We start from the raw sequence: 15,975 nt of genomic DNA on the forward strand, positions 1-15,975 counted from the left end.
GGCGGAAGGTGACACCCGGCAAGAGTGGCAAGTCGAACAGGGGGCAAAGACGATGAATGGCGAAGCGGGCGCATGGGCGCCGCAAGTGGTGGGGTGGATCGTCGCCGTCATCGGCTGCGGGCTGGTCGTTGGCGGCCTCATGGCCTGGATATCGCGACGCCGTTTCGGTGCTGAACGGGCGGCGCTCGAGGCGCGCCTGCAGAACAGCGAGGCGCAATGCCGGCAGCGGGAACAGGAGCTTGCCCAGAGCGATGCCCAGCAGGACGATCTGCGCGAACGCCAGGCGGAACTGCAGCGCCAGCTGGCTGGCCGCGAACAGCAGATAGAGACGCTCACCGAGCGACTGGCGGACATTCGCGAGCAGTACGGCCGTCTCGAGACCCGGTTCGAGCAGCAGCAGAGTCAGCACGCCGAGCAGTTGCAGTTGCTGGAGCAGGCCAAGGCCCGTCTGGGGCACGAGTTCGAATCGCTGGCCGGGCGCATTTTCGACGAGCGAAGCCGCGCCTACAGCGCCCAGAGCCGCGACAGCCTGGAGGCATTGCTCAAGCCGTTCCGCGAGCAGGTCGCCGGCTTTCGCCAACGGCTCGAGGAGATTCACGGCCAGGAACTGCGCGAACGCACCACGCTCAAGGTGCAGATCGACCAGCTGGCGACCCTCAACCGCCAGATCACCGAAGAAGCCGCCAACCTGACCCGCGCGCTCAAGGGCGACAAGAAGATGCAGGGCAACTGGGGCGAGGTGATGCTGGAGTCGGTACTGGAGCGCTCCGGTTTGCGCCGCGATATCGAGTATCGCCGCGAAGTCTCGATCGACGGCGAGCAGGGGCGTCAGCGGCCGGACGCGGTGATCTACCTGCCCGACGACAAACATCTGATCGTCGACGCCAAGGTATCCCTCAACGCCTACGTGCGCTACGTCAACGCCGAGGACGACGACGAGCGCGAACGGGCGCTGAGGGCCCATGTCCAGGCCGTGCGCGCGCATATCGACGCCCTGGCGGGACGCGACTATCCGCGCCTGCCGGGGCTGCGTTCGCCGGACTTCGTGTTCCTGTTCATGCCGGTCGAGCCCGCTTTTGCGGTGGCGTTCCAGCATGACGAGACGCTGTTCCAGGACGCCTTCGCCCGCGACATCGTGGTGGTCACGCCGACCACGCTATTGGCCAGCCTGCGTACCGTGGCGAGCCTGTGGAACCTCGAACGCCAGAACGAGAACGCGCGGCATATCGCCGACCGCGCCGGCAAGCTGCTCGACAAGTTTCAGGGCTTCGTCTCCAGCCTCGAGGATGTCGGACGCCACCTGGGGCGTGCCCAGGGCAGCTTCGACCAGGCGATGGGGCGCTTGTCGACCGGGCAGGGCAGCCTGATTGGCCAGGCGCTGGCGCTCAACAAGCTCGGCGTGCGCATGAAGCGGGACCTGCCGGCCAACCTGACCCGCAATGCAACAGCGGACCCGGCGGACGAGGCGTCAGCGGAGATTGCCGCCACCGATTCCCCGGACGCCGGGCAGAACGACAACTAAAATGCCGCCCGCAGGCGGCATGAGAATGGCTGACAAAGTCTCCGCACGTCGCCAGAGTCTCCATGCGCCTCCCAGGACCGCGCTGGACGACAGGTCGCCAAGCCGGGTCTTGCGACACGGATGTCGCAAGAGGCGCGCCGGGACAGGGATGTCCTTGCGCGCCGACCCGAAGCGCAAGCGACTGATCGGCCAGGGTTTCGCGGTCTTGTGGCGCTAAAAAAGAGGGGGAGCGGCGAGGGGGCGAGCGTTAAGCCCCCTCGTCCACACGAGCGATAGGTGGGATAAAACTACGGCAGTTGTAAGCTCACCTTGCCAGAATGCGCTGCCTTGGCAAAGGGATTGTCATCAGGCTGATGCCGCCCGCAGGCGGCATCGCGTTCTGCCAGATAATCTCTCAGCCAAGATAGGCGTTGAGCATCCACACCGTCTTTTCCTGCTCGCGGATATAGTCGCTGGCCAGCGAAGACGTGCCTTCGTCGTCGGCGTCGCCGGCCTGGGAAAGGATGTCGCGCTGCAGTTCGATCAGGACCTGGAAGCCTTTCACCAGGCCCTGGACGCACTGCTTGCCGTCGGATACCTGGGTGTCTTCCTGGATCTGCGATACCTTGGCGTAGTCGCTGTAGGCGTGCAGCGGCTGATAGCCCAGGGTCAGGATGCGTTCGGCGACTTCATCGACCTTGGTCAGCAGATCGGTATAGATCTCCTCGAACTTGGCATGCAGTTCGAAGAAGTGTTCGCCCTTGACGTTCCAGTGGTAGCCGCGGGCGTTCATGTAGAAGATCTGGTAGTTGGCCAGCAGGGCGTTGAGTTTCTCGGCCAGCTGTTCGGCGCTGGAGGCGTGTAGACCAATGGCGTTGGTGTCGGACATGACTCTTCTCCTCGGATGGCGGTGATCGAATCCAGGGCATAGTTTAGGCGTCCTGACGCCCGCCGCCCAACGAAACCTCGGTATGGCTTGAATATACGGGAGCGGGCAACTGCCTTCCCCGTTGCGGTCACCATCGTGGACGCCGGTCCACGGATGAAACACGAGCGCTCGTTCAGCTTCCGGCGACCCGCCACAGGCGTGCCAGAGTGCGGGCGCGGTCGCTCAGCAATTCGCCGCAGCGGGCAAGCGCCTCGTCCAGTGTGATGGGGCCGTCGGCGAGGGCGAAGGCGGCGGTGATGCCGTAGTCGAAAGCCGCCTGCCACTGGTCCCCCAGGCGCCCCGCCAGCACCACGGTAGGTACGCCGAAGCGCTCGGCGCGGCGGGCGATGCCGATCGGTGTCTTGCCGGAAAGGCTTTGGCCATCCAGTTGTCCTTCACCGGTGATCACCCAGTCGGCACCGGCGAGCAGGCTGTCGAAGTCGACCTGATCCATCACCAGCTCGATACCGGGGCGCAGCGCGGCGCCGAGAAACGCGCGGGCGGCGAAACCCATGCCGCCGGCGGCACCGGCGCCGGGCAATTCGCGAAAATCCTCGTCCAACGCCCGGGCGGCGTGATCGGCGAAATGCGCCAGTGCCGCGTCGAGCCGCGCGACATCGGCCTCGCTGGCACCTTTCTGCGGACCGAATATCGCGCTGGCGCCGCGCTCGCCAAGAAGTGGATTATCGACATCCACGGCTGTCTGGACTTCGAGCGAGGCCAGCCGCGGATCGAGGCCGTCGAGGTCGAGTGTCGCCAGATCGGCGAGCGCCGCACCGCCGGGCGGCAGGCGATTGCCTTCGGCATCCAGCAGCCTGGCGCCCAGCGCTTCCAGCATGCCGGCACCGGCATCGTTGGTGGCGCTGCCGCCGAGGGTTAGGACCAGCGAGCGGGCGCCGGCATCCAGTGCGGCACCGATCAACTGACCGACGCCGAAGGTGGTGCTGTGCAACGCGGTACGTTCTTCGCGTTTGAGCTGCTGCAGGCCGCTGGCTTCGGCCAGTTCGACGAAGGCCGTGTGCGATTCGGCATGCCAGCCCCAGGCCGCCATCGCAACGCGGCCCAGGGCATCCTGCACTTCCGCTTCGCGACGCTCGGCGCCGGTCGCCGCCAGCAGGGCATCCAAGGTGCCTTCGCCGCCATCGCCCATCGGGCATTGAACCAGCGTCGCTTCGGGCCACTCCTGAGCGATGCCGGTGGCAATGGCGGCGGCGGCGTCACGCGCGGAAAGGGCATCCTTGTAGCTATCGGGGGCAATGATGATCTTCATGCTGATCTCCCTGGCAGTGGAGCGAATTCTTGTCGATGGGGATCAGCATAACGTCGTTCGTCACTGGGGGCGATGGAGCGAACGGGTAACGGAAGGGAAGGGCATGGTCTCTCCGGCCATGCGCCGAAAGTGCATGGACCGGTGAGCGGGCAACTGGCATGCTGAACGCTGTTCGTAATCGCCTCGGATGAGGGACGCCATGAACGCACCGCGATGCCGTAGCGCTCACTGGATAACGGCGGGCCTGGCGCTGGGACTGCTCAGCGGCTGCCAGTCGCTGTCCGCACCGGAACCAACCGCCGCCAACAGCAGTCATAATCTACCCGCCGCTTGCAGTTGGCCCGCCACGGGCGAACCGCTCGAGCGTTTGCGGGCGACGCGAGAGGCTCTCGAACATCAGGGCTACGAGATTCTCGATACCGACGCCAAGCTGGGGCTGGTCAGTGCCGAGCGCAAGACCGCGCAGCCGGGTTTGGGCGCCGTCGATCGCCCCTTCGGACGCACCGGTTTCTGGGGCGGTTTCGGCCTGGGGGGCCGGCATGGCTATTCCCTGGGGGTCTTTCAAGGTTTCGGCGGCGGCTACAACACCGATCCGGTGCAGATCGAACGGGTTTCGGTGGTCACGCCGGATTCGACCACCTTCGTCGATCGCGACTCGCTGGTCGTCGACTACAACGGTTACCTGATCGACGCGCGTTCCTACAACCATCCGACCTTCTGCCAGCAGTTGCGTCAGGATATCGAGGCGCAGCTGTCGGCGGGCTCGACAGGAGAGGCGACGCCATGACACGAAGGATCGCGAGCCGATTGTCGGCAGGCGGGGTGCTGCTGGGAATGCTGCTATTGGCGGGCTGCGCAGTGACGCCGCAGGATCAGCCTCGCAGTATCGCGGTGCAGGCGGACGCGGACGAAACGCTCAAGGCGACGCTCGCCATGCTGGCCGAGCGCAGCTTCGTGATTCGCCATGCCGACGGCGATCTGGGGCAGATCGATGCAGTGCTGGCCTCGCGCTCGGGCTATGAAATCCACGCCGAAGTCACCAGCGGTGGCGAACGTCCGCCGGGACTGGCGCTGCAGAATGGCTCGACCTATTTGACCTTGAGCGGCCGTCGGGGCGGGCATCCGTTGGGAGCCGAATCACTGGACCCGTTGTTCATCGATGTACAGACGCGCCTGGGGTCTGTTGCCGTTTCACGCACGGCCGCGCCGGAGCCAGTTTTTGTGCGGGACAAGGAATGAGGAGAGTAGTTTGTTCAGTACATCCCTATACTTCACCCCTTCGGGGCTGACGCGCAAAAACGCTCCAGGCGTTTTTGTGGTCATTTCAAAAGAACGACGAATAACGCAGTACCGCGCGAAAACTGGCCCGGCCCTTCGGGTTGCGCGGCAAATGGCGCCATGCGGCGTTGCGGGATTTGACAAGGGAACCACCCTTCTCGCGCATCCCGCGCCTGGCCTGGCACCATTTGACGCAGCAACGCGATTCGCGCTGAAACGGTAACAGCCCCCAGGATCATTGCCTTGAATCGAACGTTTTCTCGCCAGCCAAGAATTCTGGGGTGGCTTTGTATGGTGTTGTTGGGAGTTTCACCGATGGCGATGGCCCATCCGCACGGCTGGGTCGATATCAGCGTCGAAGGCATGTTCGATGACCAGCGACGGTTGACCGCCTTGCGTCAGCAGTGGCGCATGGATCCATTCTACAGCCAGGTGGTGATGGAAGACATGGCGAAAGTGGAGGGCGACACCAGCATGGAGCAACGTCTCGATGCACTGGGCGTGGAGATTCGCAACAATCTGGCCAAGGAGAACAACCTCACCCACATCACGCTCGACGATCAGCCGGTCGCGCAGGGAACGGTCAGCGACACCAATACGGAGTATCGCGGTGAGCGACTGGTGTTCAGCTTCGTGCTGCCGCTGGCCAGGCCACAACCCATGTCTGGCCATACCCTGCGCTATCAGGTCTATGACGCGACCTACTACATCGAGATGGTGCACGAGGCCAACGCCGACGGTTCCGAGCCCTTGCCGGATGCCTTGACCCTCGACCATGCGCCGTCGGGCTGCACCACGCGAATCATCAAGGCCAAGCCTGATCCGCAGAAAGTGATGGAAGCGGCGATGCTCGATCAGGGCGCGACGGGAGAACCCAACCTGGGCCACTTCTTCGCCGAGACCGGAGAGATCCAATGTCCAGTGTGAAGCCCTGGCTCATGGTGCTGGTGCCGATGGCGATGGTGGTGACTGCCGGCGTGGGGCTTTATCACCTGGGCTGGTGGCAGCAGGGCGCCGTCCACGTCGTACTCTGGCAGCGCGATCTCTACCATGCACTGACCGCGGCGATCACTCGGATCGATCAGGCCCCCGGTTTGGCCACCTGGAGCGTGCTGCTGGGTGTCAGTTTCGCCTATGGCGTTTTCCATGCCGCCGGGCCGGGCCATGGCAAGGTGGTGCTGAGCACCTATTTGGCATCCCAGGGTGGTGCCTGGCGGCGAGCCATCGGCCTGTCGGCGCTGGCCTCTCTGCTCCAGGGCGCGGTGGCCATCGCACTGATTGCGGTACTGGTGTACGGGCTCGGCTGGTTGACGCGCCAGGCGATGGCGACCACCGATCAGGCCGAACTGGCGAGTTTTCTGATGGTGACACTGGTCGGGCTGTGGCTCTGCTGGCGTTCGCTCACACGTCTCTATCGGTCGGCGGCCATGCGACAGCATTCAGCGACGCCAACGCCGGCACCAGAGCCGGCGTTTCGGCCCGTCCCGACAGGGGATCGGGGCCTGCAGCATTCCCACCATGCGCACGGCGCGGAATGCGGCTGCGGCCACGACCATCACGTCGACCCAGCGACCGCCGGCGACTGGCGCGTGGCGCTGATGACGGTGCTGTCGATCGGCATCCGTCCTTGCAGCGGCGCCGTACTGCTGCTTGGCGCGTCGGCGCTGCTCGGACAGTTCGGCAAGGGCGTGGTCGCGGTGCTGGTGATGTCGCTGGGCACCGCGTTGACGGTCTCGTCATTGGCGCTGCTGGGCGTGTTCGCCCGCGACTGGGTCAGGCGCCATCTCTCGCCGGTGGCCGGCAATCGGCCCTGGCAGGCCTGGATCGGCCTGGCCGGCGGCGCGGTCATCCTGACATTGGGAGTGTCGCTCAGTCTGGCCCAGTGGCGGCAGCCGTTGTCGTCACCAGCACCGTTTTTGGGAGCGCCGACGGCGCAACAATCGGCGCCATCCTCTGGAGGGCTTGGCCCGTTCGGGCGAGGCTGAAGACGTGATGGGGCTAGACCAGCCCCGCCTCGCGAGCGAGCCCGGCGATTTCCTGCCGGCGCGCCTCCAGCGCGGCTTCGCCGTAGCTCTTGGCCTGGCCGTGGCCCCAAACCGGCCCCGGCCAGGCGTCGTCGTCCTTGAACCGCACGATGACGTGCAGATGCAACTGCGGCACCTGGTTGCCGAGGGTCGCCACGTTGAGCTTGTCGCCGCCGTAATGGCGCATCATCGCCTCCCCGAGCCGAGTTGCTTCCTGCCACAGCTGCGCCTGGTCCTGCGTCGTCAGGTCGTAGATTTCGACCACCTCGCTGCGCTGCGGAATCAGAATCACCCAGGGATAACGCGCGTCCAGGTTCAGGCGTGCCTGGCACAGCGTCAGGTCGGCGACGTGAACGCTGTCCTGCTGCAGGCGTGAATCGAGCGTAAACGTTGGCATCTCGGCTCCAGGGATGGGAGGAAAGAGGCCACTTTACGACGCTCGGTCATCGAGCGTCGAGCCGAGCCATGACGAAAATCGATGGTAGAATCGGGCCGCGCCGGTACGCGATGTCCGGTGTTTGATCGAAAGGAGACGAACAATGAAAAGGTGGGTTCGTGTATTGCTGGCGGGCTGCCTGATGCTCGCCTTGAGCGCCTGCAATACCATGCATGGGCTGGGCAAGGATATCGAGCGCGGCGGCGAGAAGATCCAGAACGCCGCCAACTAGTAACCAGCGCCTCATGGTCGCTCGCGCTGATGTCATGCAACGAGGTTACGCGCGTTATTGCGACATTCTGCTATTTTTAATGGCAGGCCCGGACAAGAGGGCCCGGGTGAGTCGAAATCTCGCCCTTCGAGAAAACGTTAAGGAGGACGACAACATGAAACGCCTGATTGCTCTCTCCCTGTTCGCACTGTTCAGCGCAGGCATCCTCGCTGGTTGCAATACTATCGGTGGCGCCGGTAAGGATGTCGAAGAAGGCGGTGAGGCGGTACAGGACGCCGCCAGCTGATCCGCAGGATGCCCGGCCTCCAGTGCCGGGCTATACGCTCACCCTTCGGGCCAGCCTTCGGCTGTTACTCCCTACAGTCGTTGCCCCTTGTCTGGCCATCACTCGTCGATTTTTCAGACAGAGCTTAGTTTGTCAGTATTCTTGCATTCGGATTTTGACCAGCCTTTCCCGCCCAGCCCCAGTCTCCGGAGTGCTATCGTAGTCGGCAACCGTATCCCGTGAACCTTCCGCCGCTTGGCCGGAGTCTTGTCATGTCTTCATCCATCCCTGTCTCTTCCGACGATCCGGGGCGCAAGCGCGCCCGCGGGGTAATCGATGGCATACCGACTGCGTTCGAGGACGTCAGCCGGCAGCCGCTCGATGCCTTGCCCGGCCCTCAAGAGCGGCCGATCTCGATCGTCTTCAACGACACCGCCTACGCGACGGTGCTGGCGACCCCGAAGCAGCTCGAGGCGCTGGCCGTCGGCTTCGCCTATAGCGAGGGCGTGATCGATCGTTTCGACGATGTCGAGGCGATCGACAGCGAGCCGAGCCGCCACGGGGTTCGGGTGCGGATGCGGGTGGCGGAGCGCATTGCCCGGCGTGCTGCCAGTCAGTCCCGCGCAACGTTGTCGACCAGCGGCTGCGGTGCCTGTGGCGTGCAGGAGGAGTCCCAGCTGTTGTTCGGTCTCACGCGGCTAGCGAGCATGCCGCTGCCTCGGCCCGAGGCCATCAATGCGGGACTCGATGCCCTGCGCGCGGAGGCCACGGCGGGAATGCATCTGGCGCTCGGCATCGACGGCGACGGCGCCGTGGCCACCATCGGGCGCGATATCGGCCGCCACAACGCGCTGGACAAGGTGATCGGCGCCAGCCTGATCGCCGGTGCCATGCCTACGCTGGTGATGACTTCCAGCCGCTGCAGCCTGGAACTGGTGCAGAAAAGCGTCAGGGCGGGAATTCCGTCGCTGGCCACGCTCTCTTATCCCTCGCGGCTCGCCATCGAGGTCGCCCGCGCCTGCGGCCTGACTCTGATCAACTGTCATCGGGGCAAGCGGCTCGAGCTTTTGAGCCGCGGCGACCGCTGAGCCGCGGCGGTGCGCCGTCCCGCTCGGCGAATGCCTCCGACCCATGCAACGACATCCGGAATGCTCGAGGCGTGGTATACTTTGGTATTAGGCCGCTAACCTCGTTGGCAAAGCGATAGCGCCTCCGCTTCGCGGAGACCTGGCCGCGATTTCCAGCCGGCTTCGACCCCAGCCTCTCGGGCAATCTCCCCGCAGCGCGCCGACCGGCGCACTGCCGCTGCCGATGTGGCCGGCCGCAGTCATCAGAATGCGCAAGGAGCATCATGTCCCAGTCCCATCAGACGTCACGTCAGGATACGTCGCGCGACGGCGTCAATGCCGATCCCAAGGTTTTCGACTATCGCAACCCGGCCGGTGGCTGGGGCGCGTTGAAATCGGTCGGCAAGCATCTGCTGCATAGCCGTTCGCCGGCGCTCAATGCCCGCTCGCTGTTCAAGCTCAATCAGCCGGACGGCTTCGACTGTCCGGGCTGTGCCTGGGGCGACCCGGAGCACGGTTCGTCGTTCGAATTCTGCGAGAACGGGGTCAAGGCGGTGACCTGGGAGGCGACCGCCAAGCGCGTCACGCGGGAATTCTTCGCCAAGTACAGCGTCAGCGAACTCAAGACCTGGGACGACTACCGGCTCGAGGATCAGGGGCGGCTGGTCGAGCCGATGCGCTACAACGCCGAGACCGACCACTACGAGCCGATCGCCTGGGACGCCGCGCTCGAGCTGATCGCCGCCGAGCTCAAGGCGCTGCCCACGCCGGACGACGCCATCTTCTATACCTCCGGCAAGGCGGGCAACGAGTCGGCCTACGTGTTCCAGCTGCTGGCGCGGTTGTACGGCACCAACAACCTGCCGGACTGCTCCAACATGTGCCACGAGGCCAGCGGTGTGGCGCTCAATGCGGCGCTGGGCACCGGCAAGGGCAGCGTGCGGCTGGAGGACTTCGAGCAGGCCGAGGCGATCTTCGTCTTCGGCCAGAACCCCGGCACCAACCATCCGCGCATGCTCGGCGTGCTGCGCGAGGCAGCCGAGCGCGGCGCCACCATCGTCAGCTTCAACACCTTGAAGGAGCGGGGGCTCGAGAAGTTCGCCGACCCGCAGAAGCCGTTCGAGATGCTGCACAACGGCAGCCATCGCATCAGCAGCCACTACTTCCGGCCCAAGCTGGGCGGCGACATGGCCGTGGTACGCGGCATGGCCAAGGCGCTGCTCGCCCGCGACGCCGCCGGTGAAGACGTGCTCGATCACGCCTTCCTGGCCAACCACACCGCGCACTTCGAAGCCTATCGTGCCCGGGTCGAGGCGACCGAGTGGGCCGCGCTGGAGGCCCAGTCCGGGCTGATGCGTGACGAGATGGAGCAGGCCGCCGAACTCTATGCCCGCTCCAACGCCACCATCGCCTGCTGGGCGATGGGCATCACCCAGCATGTGCATTCCGTGGCGACGGTGCGCGAGATCGTCAATCTGCTGATGCTGCGCGGTAATCTGGGCAAGCCCGGTGCCGGTACCTCGCCGGTGCGCGGCCACTCCAACGTTCAGGGCGACCGCACCATGGGCATTTACGAGAAGCCGTCCACAGCGCTGCTCGATGCGCTGGAGGCGAAGTACGGCCGACCGATGCCGCGCAAGCACGGTGTCGACTCCGTCGCGGCGGTGGAGGCGATGCGCGACCAGCCCGGCAAGGTCTTCATCGGCCTGGCCGGCAACTTCACCCGCGCCATTTCCGACAGCGTTGTCACCGAAAAGGCCATGGCCAACTGCCGGTTGACCGCGTTCATCAGCACCAAGCTCAACCGCAGTCATCTGATCACTGGCCGGGAAGCGCTGATTCTGCCCTGCCTCGGGCGCAGCGAGATCGACCGCAGCATCGATCGCAACGGAGTCGTAGGCAAGCCGCAGCTGATCACCGTCGAAGACTCGATGAGCATGGTCCACGGCTCCGCCGGTATCAACAAACCGGCGGACAAGGCGCTGCGCTCGGAAATTGCCATCCTCACCGGTATCGCCGAGCGCTTGTTCGATAAGGAGAGTCTGGGCAACGGAGTGGTCGACTGGGCGGCGATGCGCGAGGATTACGACGTGATCCGCGAGCACATCGCCGCAGTGATTCCCGGCTTCGCCGATTTCAATTCGCGGGTGCGTCAGCCACGCGGATTCTGGCTGGTCAATCCGGCCTTCGAACTGCGTTTCCCCACCGCCAGCGGCAAGGCCGAGTTCTCCGACGATGAATTACCAGCCGAGGTGATGCATCAGCAGCTCGCTGCCCGCGACGGCTGGCTGACACTGCAGACGATGCGCTCCCACGATCAGTACAACACCACGGTCTACGGCTACAACGATCGTTATCGCGGCATCGAGAACGGCCGCCAGGTGATCTTCCTCAACCGCGACGACATCGCGCGTCTCGGCTTCGAGGCGGGCCAGTGGGTGGACCTGATCGGTGAATCCGAGGATGGTGTGACGCGCCGCGTCGACGGCTTCAAGATCGTTGCCTACGACACGCCCCAAGGGTGTGCGGCCGCCTACTATCCGGAGACCAACCCGCTGATTCCGCTCGACCATAAGGGCGAGCAGAGCCACACCCCGGCATCCAAGTCGATCGCGGTCAGGCTCGAGGCGAGCAAGCGGCTTGCCTGATTCGGGCGGCCCCGATGGCCTGCAGCGCCAGTTCGAGGCGCTGCAGGCCGCCCATCCCGAACTCGAGCCGCTGGCGGTGCTGGTGCTGTTGGCGGTTCGACAATCCGATTCGCCAAATGGTGTCACCACGGCGCGGCTGTCGCGGCGCCTGGGCATCGAGCACGCGCTGATCCGGCGGGCGGCTGCCGAACTCGAAGCCCTCGGCTGGATCGTCACCGAGCCGGTTGGCGGCGCCAGCCCGGCGCTGCGGTTGATATCGGCAAGAGAGCGGGCGCCGAGCGACGCTCAATCTCCAAACGCGTAGTGCCGCTCCAGGCGCTCGAACAGCAGGTCGGTGACGATCGCCAGCAATCCCACCAGCAGCGCGCCCTGGATCACGTAGGCGAGATTGTTGCCGACCAGCCCGGCGATCAGCGGCGTGCCCAGGCTCTTGGCGCCGACGGTGGAGCCGATGGTGGCGGTACCGATGTTGATGATCACCGAGATACGCACGCCGGCGATGATCACCTGCATCGCCAGCGGCAGTTCGACGCGCATCAGAATCTGGCTGGCGCTCATGCCGTTGCCGCGCGCCGCTTCCAGCGTCGTCGCCGGCACCGTGCCGAGCCCGGCGATGGTGTTCTGGATCACCGGCAGCAGGCCATAGAGCGTGAGCGCGATGATCGTCGGCGCAAAGCCGAATCCGGCCAGCGGTACGGCGATGGCGAGCACGGCGGCCGGCGGAAAGGTCTGGCCGATGGCCGCCAGCGACGACACCATGGGCTCGAACTCGCGGCCGGCGGGCCGGGTGACGAACAGGCCCGCGGCGACGCCGACGACGACCGAGATCAGCGACGACACCAGCACCAGGCCAATGTGCGCGAGCATCAGGTTGAGGAAGCTGTCGCGGCGGTAGAGCGGGTTGCCGAGGTCGGGAAACAGCGCGCGGAACAGCGGCTCCAACTGGGCCATGCCGAGTGTCAGCGCGACCAGCAGCACGATCAGCGCACCGAGCCGCAGGTTGCCGGCGGCAGCGGCGCGCAGGCGTGGCACGCCCGGGATCGTGCCGTTCATGAGGCCGGCATCCCGTTCGCGGCCTGAATCCCCATGATGCCCTGCATGCCGACCTCGCCGATCAGTCGGCCCTGATCATCGATCACCGGCAGCACCATGACCCGATACCACACCATGCGCGAGAGCGCTTCCTTCATGCTCATCTCCGGCGTCGCGGTCCACTCCGGCTTGACCTCGGTGCGCTCGCTGTCGTCATCCAGGCGCGCGCCTTCCAGCGCGATCGGGCGGCCGGCGTCGTCGAGCTGCCAGCAGTGGTCGAGTCCGGGCAGGGTGGCGTGGTGTTCGAGACTCGGAGCGCGCTGATATTGATGCACCCAGCGCCTCGAGAGCAGCTTGAGGCCGAGATCCGCCTGGCCGATGAATTCACGCACGAAGTCGTCGGCGGGGGTCACCATCATCTCGATCGGGCGGTCGTACTGCACCAGCCTGCCGTGGTTGAGCAGCGCGATGCGGGTCGCCAATTGCAGCGCCTCGTCCATATCGTGGGTGACGAAGACGATGGTCTTGCCGGTCTGCTGGTGGACGCGCTTCATCTCGGCCTGGAGCACTTCGCGGGTGAGCGGGTCGACCGCGCCGAAAGGCTCGTCCATCAGCAGCACTTCCGGGTCGGCGGCGAGCGCGCGAGCGACACCGACGCGCTGCGCCTGGCCGCCGGAGAGCCGATGCGGATATTGGTGGCGGAATTCGACAGGATCGAGGTGGAACATCGCCATCAACTCATCGACACGGTCGTCGATGCGCGACTTCGGCCACTTCAGCAACTGCGGCACGGTGGCGATGTTCTGCGCTACCGTCCAGTGCGGAAACAGCCCGGTCGACTGGATCGCATAACCGATGCGCCGGCGCAGTTGCTCCGCCGGCAGGTCGGTGACATCGTCGCCGTTGAGCACGATGCGACCGCCGGAGAGTGGCACCAGCCGGTTGATCATCTTCAGCGTGGTCGACTTGCCGCAGCCGGAAGGGCCGATCAGCACGCCGAATTCGCCGCTCTCCAGCGTCAGCGAGATATCGTCGACCACCCGTTTGCCGGCGTAGGTCTTGGTCAATCCTTTCAGCTCAATCATCGATCTTCCTCAGCGTGCATCTGCCGGCCGGCTCAGCGCGACCAGTAGCCGCAACGCGAAATCGGCGACCACGGCGAGCACGATGGTGGGAACCGCGCCCAGCAATACCAGGTCGATGGCGTATTGCCCCAGTCCCTGGAAGATGAACGCGCCGAAGCCGCCGGCGCCGATCAGCGCGGCGACCACGGTCAGGCCGATCGCCTGCACGGTGACGATACGCAGCCCCGACAGGATCACCGGCAGCGCCAGCGGAATCTCCACCCGCCACAGAATCTGGCGGGGCGTCATGCCCATGCCGCGGGCGGCTTCCAGGGTCGCGCCCGGGACGCCGGCCAGCCCCGAATAGGTATTGCGCACGATCGGCAGCAGCGAGTAGAGCACCAGCGCAATGATCGCCGGCGCCGCGCCGATGCCGCCGATGCCGAGATCGCCCAGCCAGGGCAGCGCCTTGCCAAGTGCCGCGAGTGGCGCGATCAGCAGCCCGAACACGGCGATCGAGGGCAGCGTCTGAAACACGTTGAGTACGCTGAACAGCCCGTTGCGCAGGCGTTCGCGCCGCCTGGCCAGCAGCCCCAGCGGCAGCCCGACCACCAGCGCTGGTACCAGGGCGCCGGCGACCAGCAATAGATGCCGCACGAGCTGGTCGAGGAAGTTGTCACGCTGGTTGGCGAACTCGCGCATGATCGACAGCGGCGCCAGCAACTCGCCGGCGAAGCAGGCGATGACGATCGCCAGCGCGGCCAGCCCGTAGAGCGCCCGGCGTGCCAGGCCGAGGCGCAGCCGCTGTAGCGCGTCGATGGCGATCAGCGCGCAGACGAAGAGCAGAATCCAGAACGTCGCCCCCTGGGAAACGCGCGCCGCCGGCGAGGCGTCGACCAGCGCGCGGTGGGCGTAGTCGCCGAGGGCGTAGAAATCGAGCGCCAGCAGCGGCAGGGTCGCGATCAGCGCGAGCCGGCTCGAGGCGCGCCCACCCAATGGTTGGGACAACGCGGCCAGCAGCAGGGCGAGGCCGATCAGCGTCAGCCCGCCGAGCTGCCAGGCGGATAGCGCCTGCCACAGCATCACTGGCTGGCCGGATACCAGCCGATTGGGCGACAGGTTGGCAAAAGGCAACAGCGCGGCGCCGGCCACTGCCGCGATCAGCAGCGTCAGCAGTACCCGGTTGCCGACCATCCGTCGGCTACCGTCGTGCATGGCGAGTGCCATGGGTGGTCAGTCCAGCAGGCCCTGCTCGACAAGATAGTCGTGGGCCACCTGATCCGCCGGCAGCCCGTCGACCTGAATGCGCCCGTTCAGCGTCTGCAGCGTCTCGCGATCCAGCGACTCGAACACCGGCTTCAGCAGTTCCTCGATCTGCGGATAGGTTTCGAGCACCGTCGCGCGTACCACCGGCGCCGGGGCGTAGACCATTTGCACGCCCTTGGGATCGTCCATCACCTTGAGTCCGGCGGCGGCGATGGCGCCGTCGGTGCCGTAGACCATCGCCGCGTTGGTGCCGCTGGTGCCTTCGGCGGCGGCGCGAATGGTCGCGGCGGTGTTGCCGCCGGAAAGCACCAGCAACTGATCTTCGTCGAGGGAGAAGTCGTAGGCGCGCTGGAAGCTGGGCAGCGCGGCGTCGCTTTCGACGAACTCCGCCGAGGCGGCCAGCTTGACCTCGCCGCCGTCGCTCACCCAGTGGCCGAAATCCGCCATGCTGGAGAGATCGTTGTCGTCGGCGATGTCCTGGCGCACGGCAATCGCCCAGGTGTTGTTGGCCGGCGCTGGCGTCAGCCACGCCAGCTGGTTGGCTTCGCGATCGGCATCGCGGATCTTGTCGTAGCCGGCCCGGGCGTCCTTCCACGCCGGATCGTCGGCGGTGTCGGTGAAGAAGGCGCCGTTGCCGGTGTATTCGGGATAGAGATCGATGTCGCCGGAGAGCAGCGCCTGGCGCACGATATTGGTCGGGCCCAGTTGCAGCCGGCTTTCCACCGGCAGGTCGGCGTTCTCCAGTACCTCGACGATCATGTTGCCGAGTAGCGAGCCTTCGGTGTCGATCTTGGACGCCACCCGGATGGGCGTCCGGGAATCCTGGGCGGCGGCCGGGCCGATGCCCAATCCGATGGTGAGAGCGGCGGCGATGAAGCTGGCGGTCAGCGAGTGGCGCATGATGGCGTTCCTTGGCGATCGGGTTGTGCTCGTGGCACGCCCTGGTAGGTTGTTTGGCCTGAGT

The 15,975-nt window shown here is 65.7% G+C and carries 17 protein-coding genes; 10 read left to right on the forward strand and 7 right to left on the reverse strand.

Annotated features, from left to right (window positions below):
* The first annotated feature begins 52 nt into the window (after positions 1–52).
* Positions 53–1,522, forward strand: a complete 1,470-nt coding sequence (locus DOM57_RS17950; RefSeq protein ID WP_110650586.1) for a DNA recombination protein RmuC — start codon at positions 53–55, stop codon at positions 1,520–1,522.
* Between the two features lie 394 nt (positions 1,523–1,916).
* Here DOM57_RS17950 and DOM57_RS17960 read toward each other — a convergent pair whose 3' ends face one another.
* Positions 1,917–2,390, reverse strand: coding sequence for a Dps family protein (locus DOM57_RS17960; protein ID WP_110650558.1), 474 nt, complete (start codon positions 2,388–2,390; stop codon positions 1,917–1,919).
* A 172-nt stretch (positions 2,391–2,562) separates the two neighbouring features.
* Entirely contained in the window at positions 2,563–3,699 is a 1,137-nt protein-coding gene (locus DOM57_RS17965; protein WP_110650559.1) for a glycerate kinase, read from the reverse strand.
* 199 nt (positions 3,700–3,898) lie between these two features.
* Between DOM57_RS17965 and DOM57_RS17970 the strand changes: the two genes are divergently transcribed.
* From DOM57_RS17970 to DOM57_RS17990, 4 genes are all read left to right on the forward strand, one after another.
* On the forward strand, positions 3,899–4,486 hold the full coding sequence (locus tag DOM57_RS17970; protein WP_110650560.1) for a hypothetical protein: 588 nt from the start codon (positions 3,899–3,901) through the stop codon (positions 4,484–4,486).
* Positions 4,483–4,938: a hypothetical protein gene (locus DOM57_RS17975; RefSeq protein ID WP_162619588.1), complete on the forward strand. Its 456-nt coding sequence runs from the start codon at positions 4,483–4,485 to the stop codon at positions 4,936–4,938. Before DOM57_RS17970 ends, DOM57_RS17975 begins: the two co-directional genes overlap by 4 nt.
* 354 nt (positions 4,939–5,292) lie before the next feature.
* Positions 5,293–5,904: a DUF1007 family protein gene (locus tag DOM57_RS17985; RefSeq protein ID WP_239496309.1), complete on the forward strand. Its 612-nt coding sequence runs from the start codon at positions 5,293–5,295 to the stop codon at positions 5,902–5,904.
* Positions 5,892–6,962 (forward strand): nickel/cobalt transporter, encoded by a 1,071-nt coding sequence (locus tag DOM57_RS17990; protein ID WP_162619589.1) that lies wholly within the window; start codon positions 5,892–5,894, stop codon positions 6,960–6,962. Before DOM57_RS17985 ends, DOM57_RS17990 begins: the two co-directional genes overlap by 13 nt.
* 13 nt (positions 6,963–6,975) lie before the next feature.
* Here the strand turns inward: DOM57_RS17990 and DOM57_RS17995 are convergent, their stop codons facing one another.
* Positions 6,976–7,398 carry an HIT domain-containing protein gene (locus tag DOM57_RS17995; RefSeq protein ID WP_110650564.1) on the reverse strand — a complete coding sequence of 141 codons (423 nt, stop codon included), beginning with the start codon at positions 7,396–7,398 and terminating at the stop codon, positions 6,976–6,978.
* A 142-nt stretch (positions 7,399–7,540) separates the two neighbouring features.
* Here DOM57_RS17995 and DOM57_RS18000 point away from each other — a divergent pair, with 142 nt between their 5' ends.
* From DOM57_RS18000 to DOM57_RS18020, 5 genes are all read left to right on the forward strand, one after another.
* Complete coding sequence (locus DOM57_RS18000; protein ID WP_110650565.1) at positions 7,541–7,669, forward strand: entericidin A/B family lipoprotein; 129 nt, start codon at positions 7,541–7,543, stop codon at positions 7,667–7,669.
* A 154-nt stretch (positions 7,670–7,823) separates the two neighbouring features.
* On the forward strand, positions 7,824–7,955 hold the full coding sequence (locus DOM57_RS18005; RefSeq protein WP_110650588.1) for an entericidin A/B family lipoprotein: 132 nt from the start codon (positions 7,824–7,826) through the stop codon (positions 7,953–7,955).
* A 251-nt stretch (positions 7,956–8,206) separates the two neighbouring features.
* Entirely contained in the window at positions 8,207–9,022 is an 816-nt protein-coding gene (locus DOM57_RS18010; protein WP_110650566.1) for a formate dehydrogenase accessory sulfurtransferase FdhD, read from the forward strand.
* A gap of 263 nt (positions 9,023–9,285) precedes the next feature.
* The gene (locus DOM57_RS18015; RefSeq protein ID WP_110650567.1) at positions 9,286–11,649 is read left to right on the forward strand and encodes an FdhF/YdeP family oxidoreductase; all 2,364 of its coding nucleotides are present in this window, start codon (positions 9,286–9,288) and stop codon (positions 11,647–11,649) included.
* Positions 11,642–11,953, forward strand: coding sequence for a MarR family transcriptional regulator (locus tag DOM57_RS18020; RefSeq protein WP_162619590.1), 312 nt, complete (start codon positions 11,642–11,644; stop codon positions 11,951–11,953). The genes DOM57_RS18015 and DOM57_RS18020 overlap by 8 nt, the downstream gene beginning before the upstream one ends.
* On the opposite strand, the gene DOM57_RS18025 is transcribed toward DOM57_RS18020, so the two are convergent.
* The 4 genes from DOM57_RS18025 to osmF are packed head-to-tail and all read right to left on the reverse strand — an operon-like array spanning position 11,935 to position 15,911.
* Positions 11,935–12,702, reverse strand: coding sequence for an ABC transporter permease (locus tag DOM57_RS18025; protein ID WP_110650569.1), 768 nt, complete (start codon positions 12,700–12,702; stop codon positions 11,935–11,937). The two genes, DOM57_RS18020 and DOM57_RS18025, sit on opposite strands and share 19 nt — an antisense overlap.
* Entirely contained in the window at positions 12,699–13,766 is a 1,068-nt protein-coding gene (locus DOM57_RS18030; RefSeq protein ID WP_110650570.1) for an ABC transporter ATP-binding protein, read from the reverse strand. The genes DOM57_RS18025 and DOM57_RS18030 overlap by 4 nt, the downstream gene beginning before the upstream one ends.
* A 9-nt stretch (positions 13,767–13,775) precedes the next feature.
* Positions 13,776–14,972 carry an ABC transporter permease gene (locus DOM57_RS18035; protein WP_110650571.1) on the reverse strand — a complete coding sequence of 399 codons (1,197 nt, stop codon included), beginning with the start codon at positions 14,970–14,972 and terminating at the stop codon, positions 13,776–13,778.
* 6 nt (positions 14,973–14,978) lie between these two features.
* Positions 14,979–15,911, reverse strand: coding sequence for a glycine betaine ABC transporter substrate-binding protein OsmF (gene osmF, locus DOM57_RS18040; RefSeq protein WP_110650572.1), 933 nt, complete (start codon positions 15,909–15,911; stop codon positions 14,979–14,981).
* Positions 15,912–15,975 lie beyond the last annotated feature (64 nt).

Source organism: Salinicola peritrichatus (genome assembly GCF_003206715.1).
GTDB classification, from domain to species: domain Bacteria; phylum Pseudomonadota; class Gammaproteobacteria; order Pseudomonadales; family Halomonadaceae; genus Salinicola; species Salinicola peritrichatus.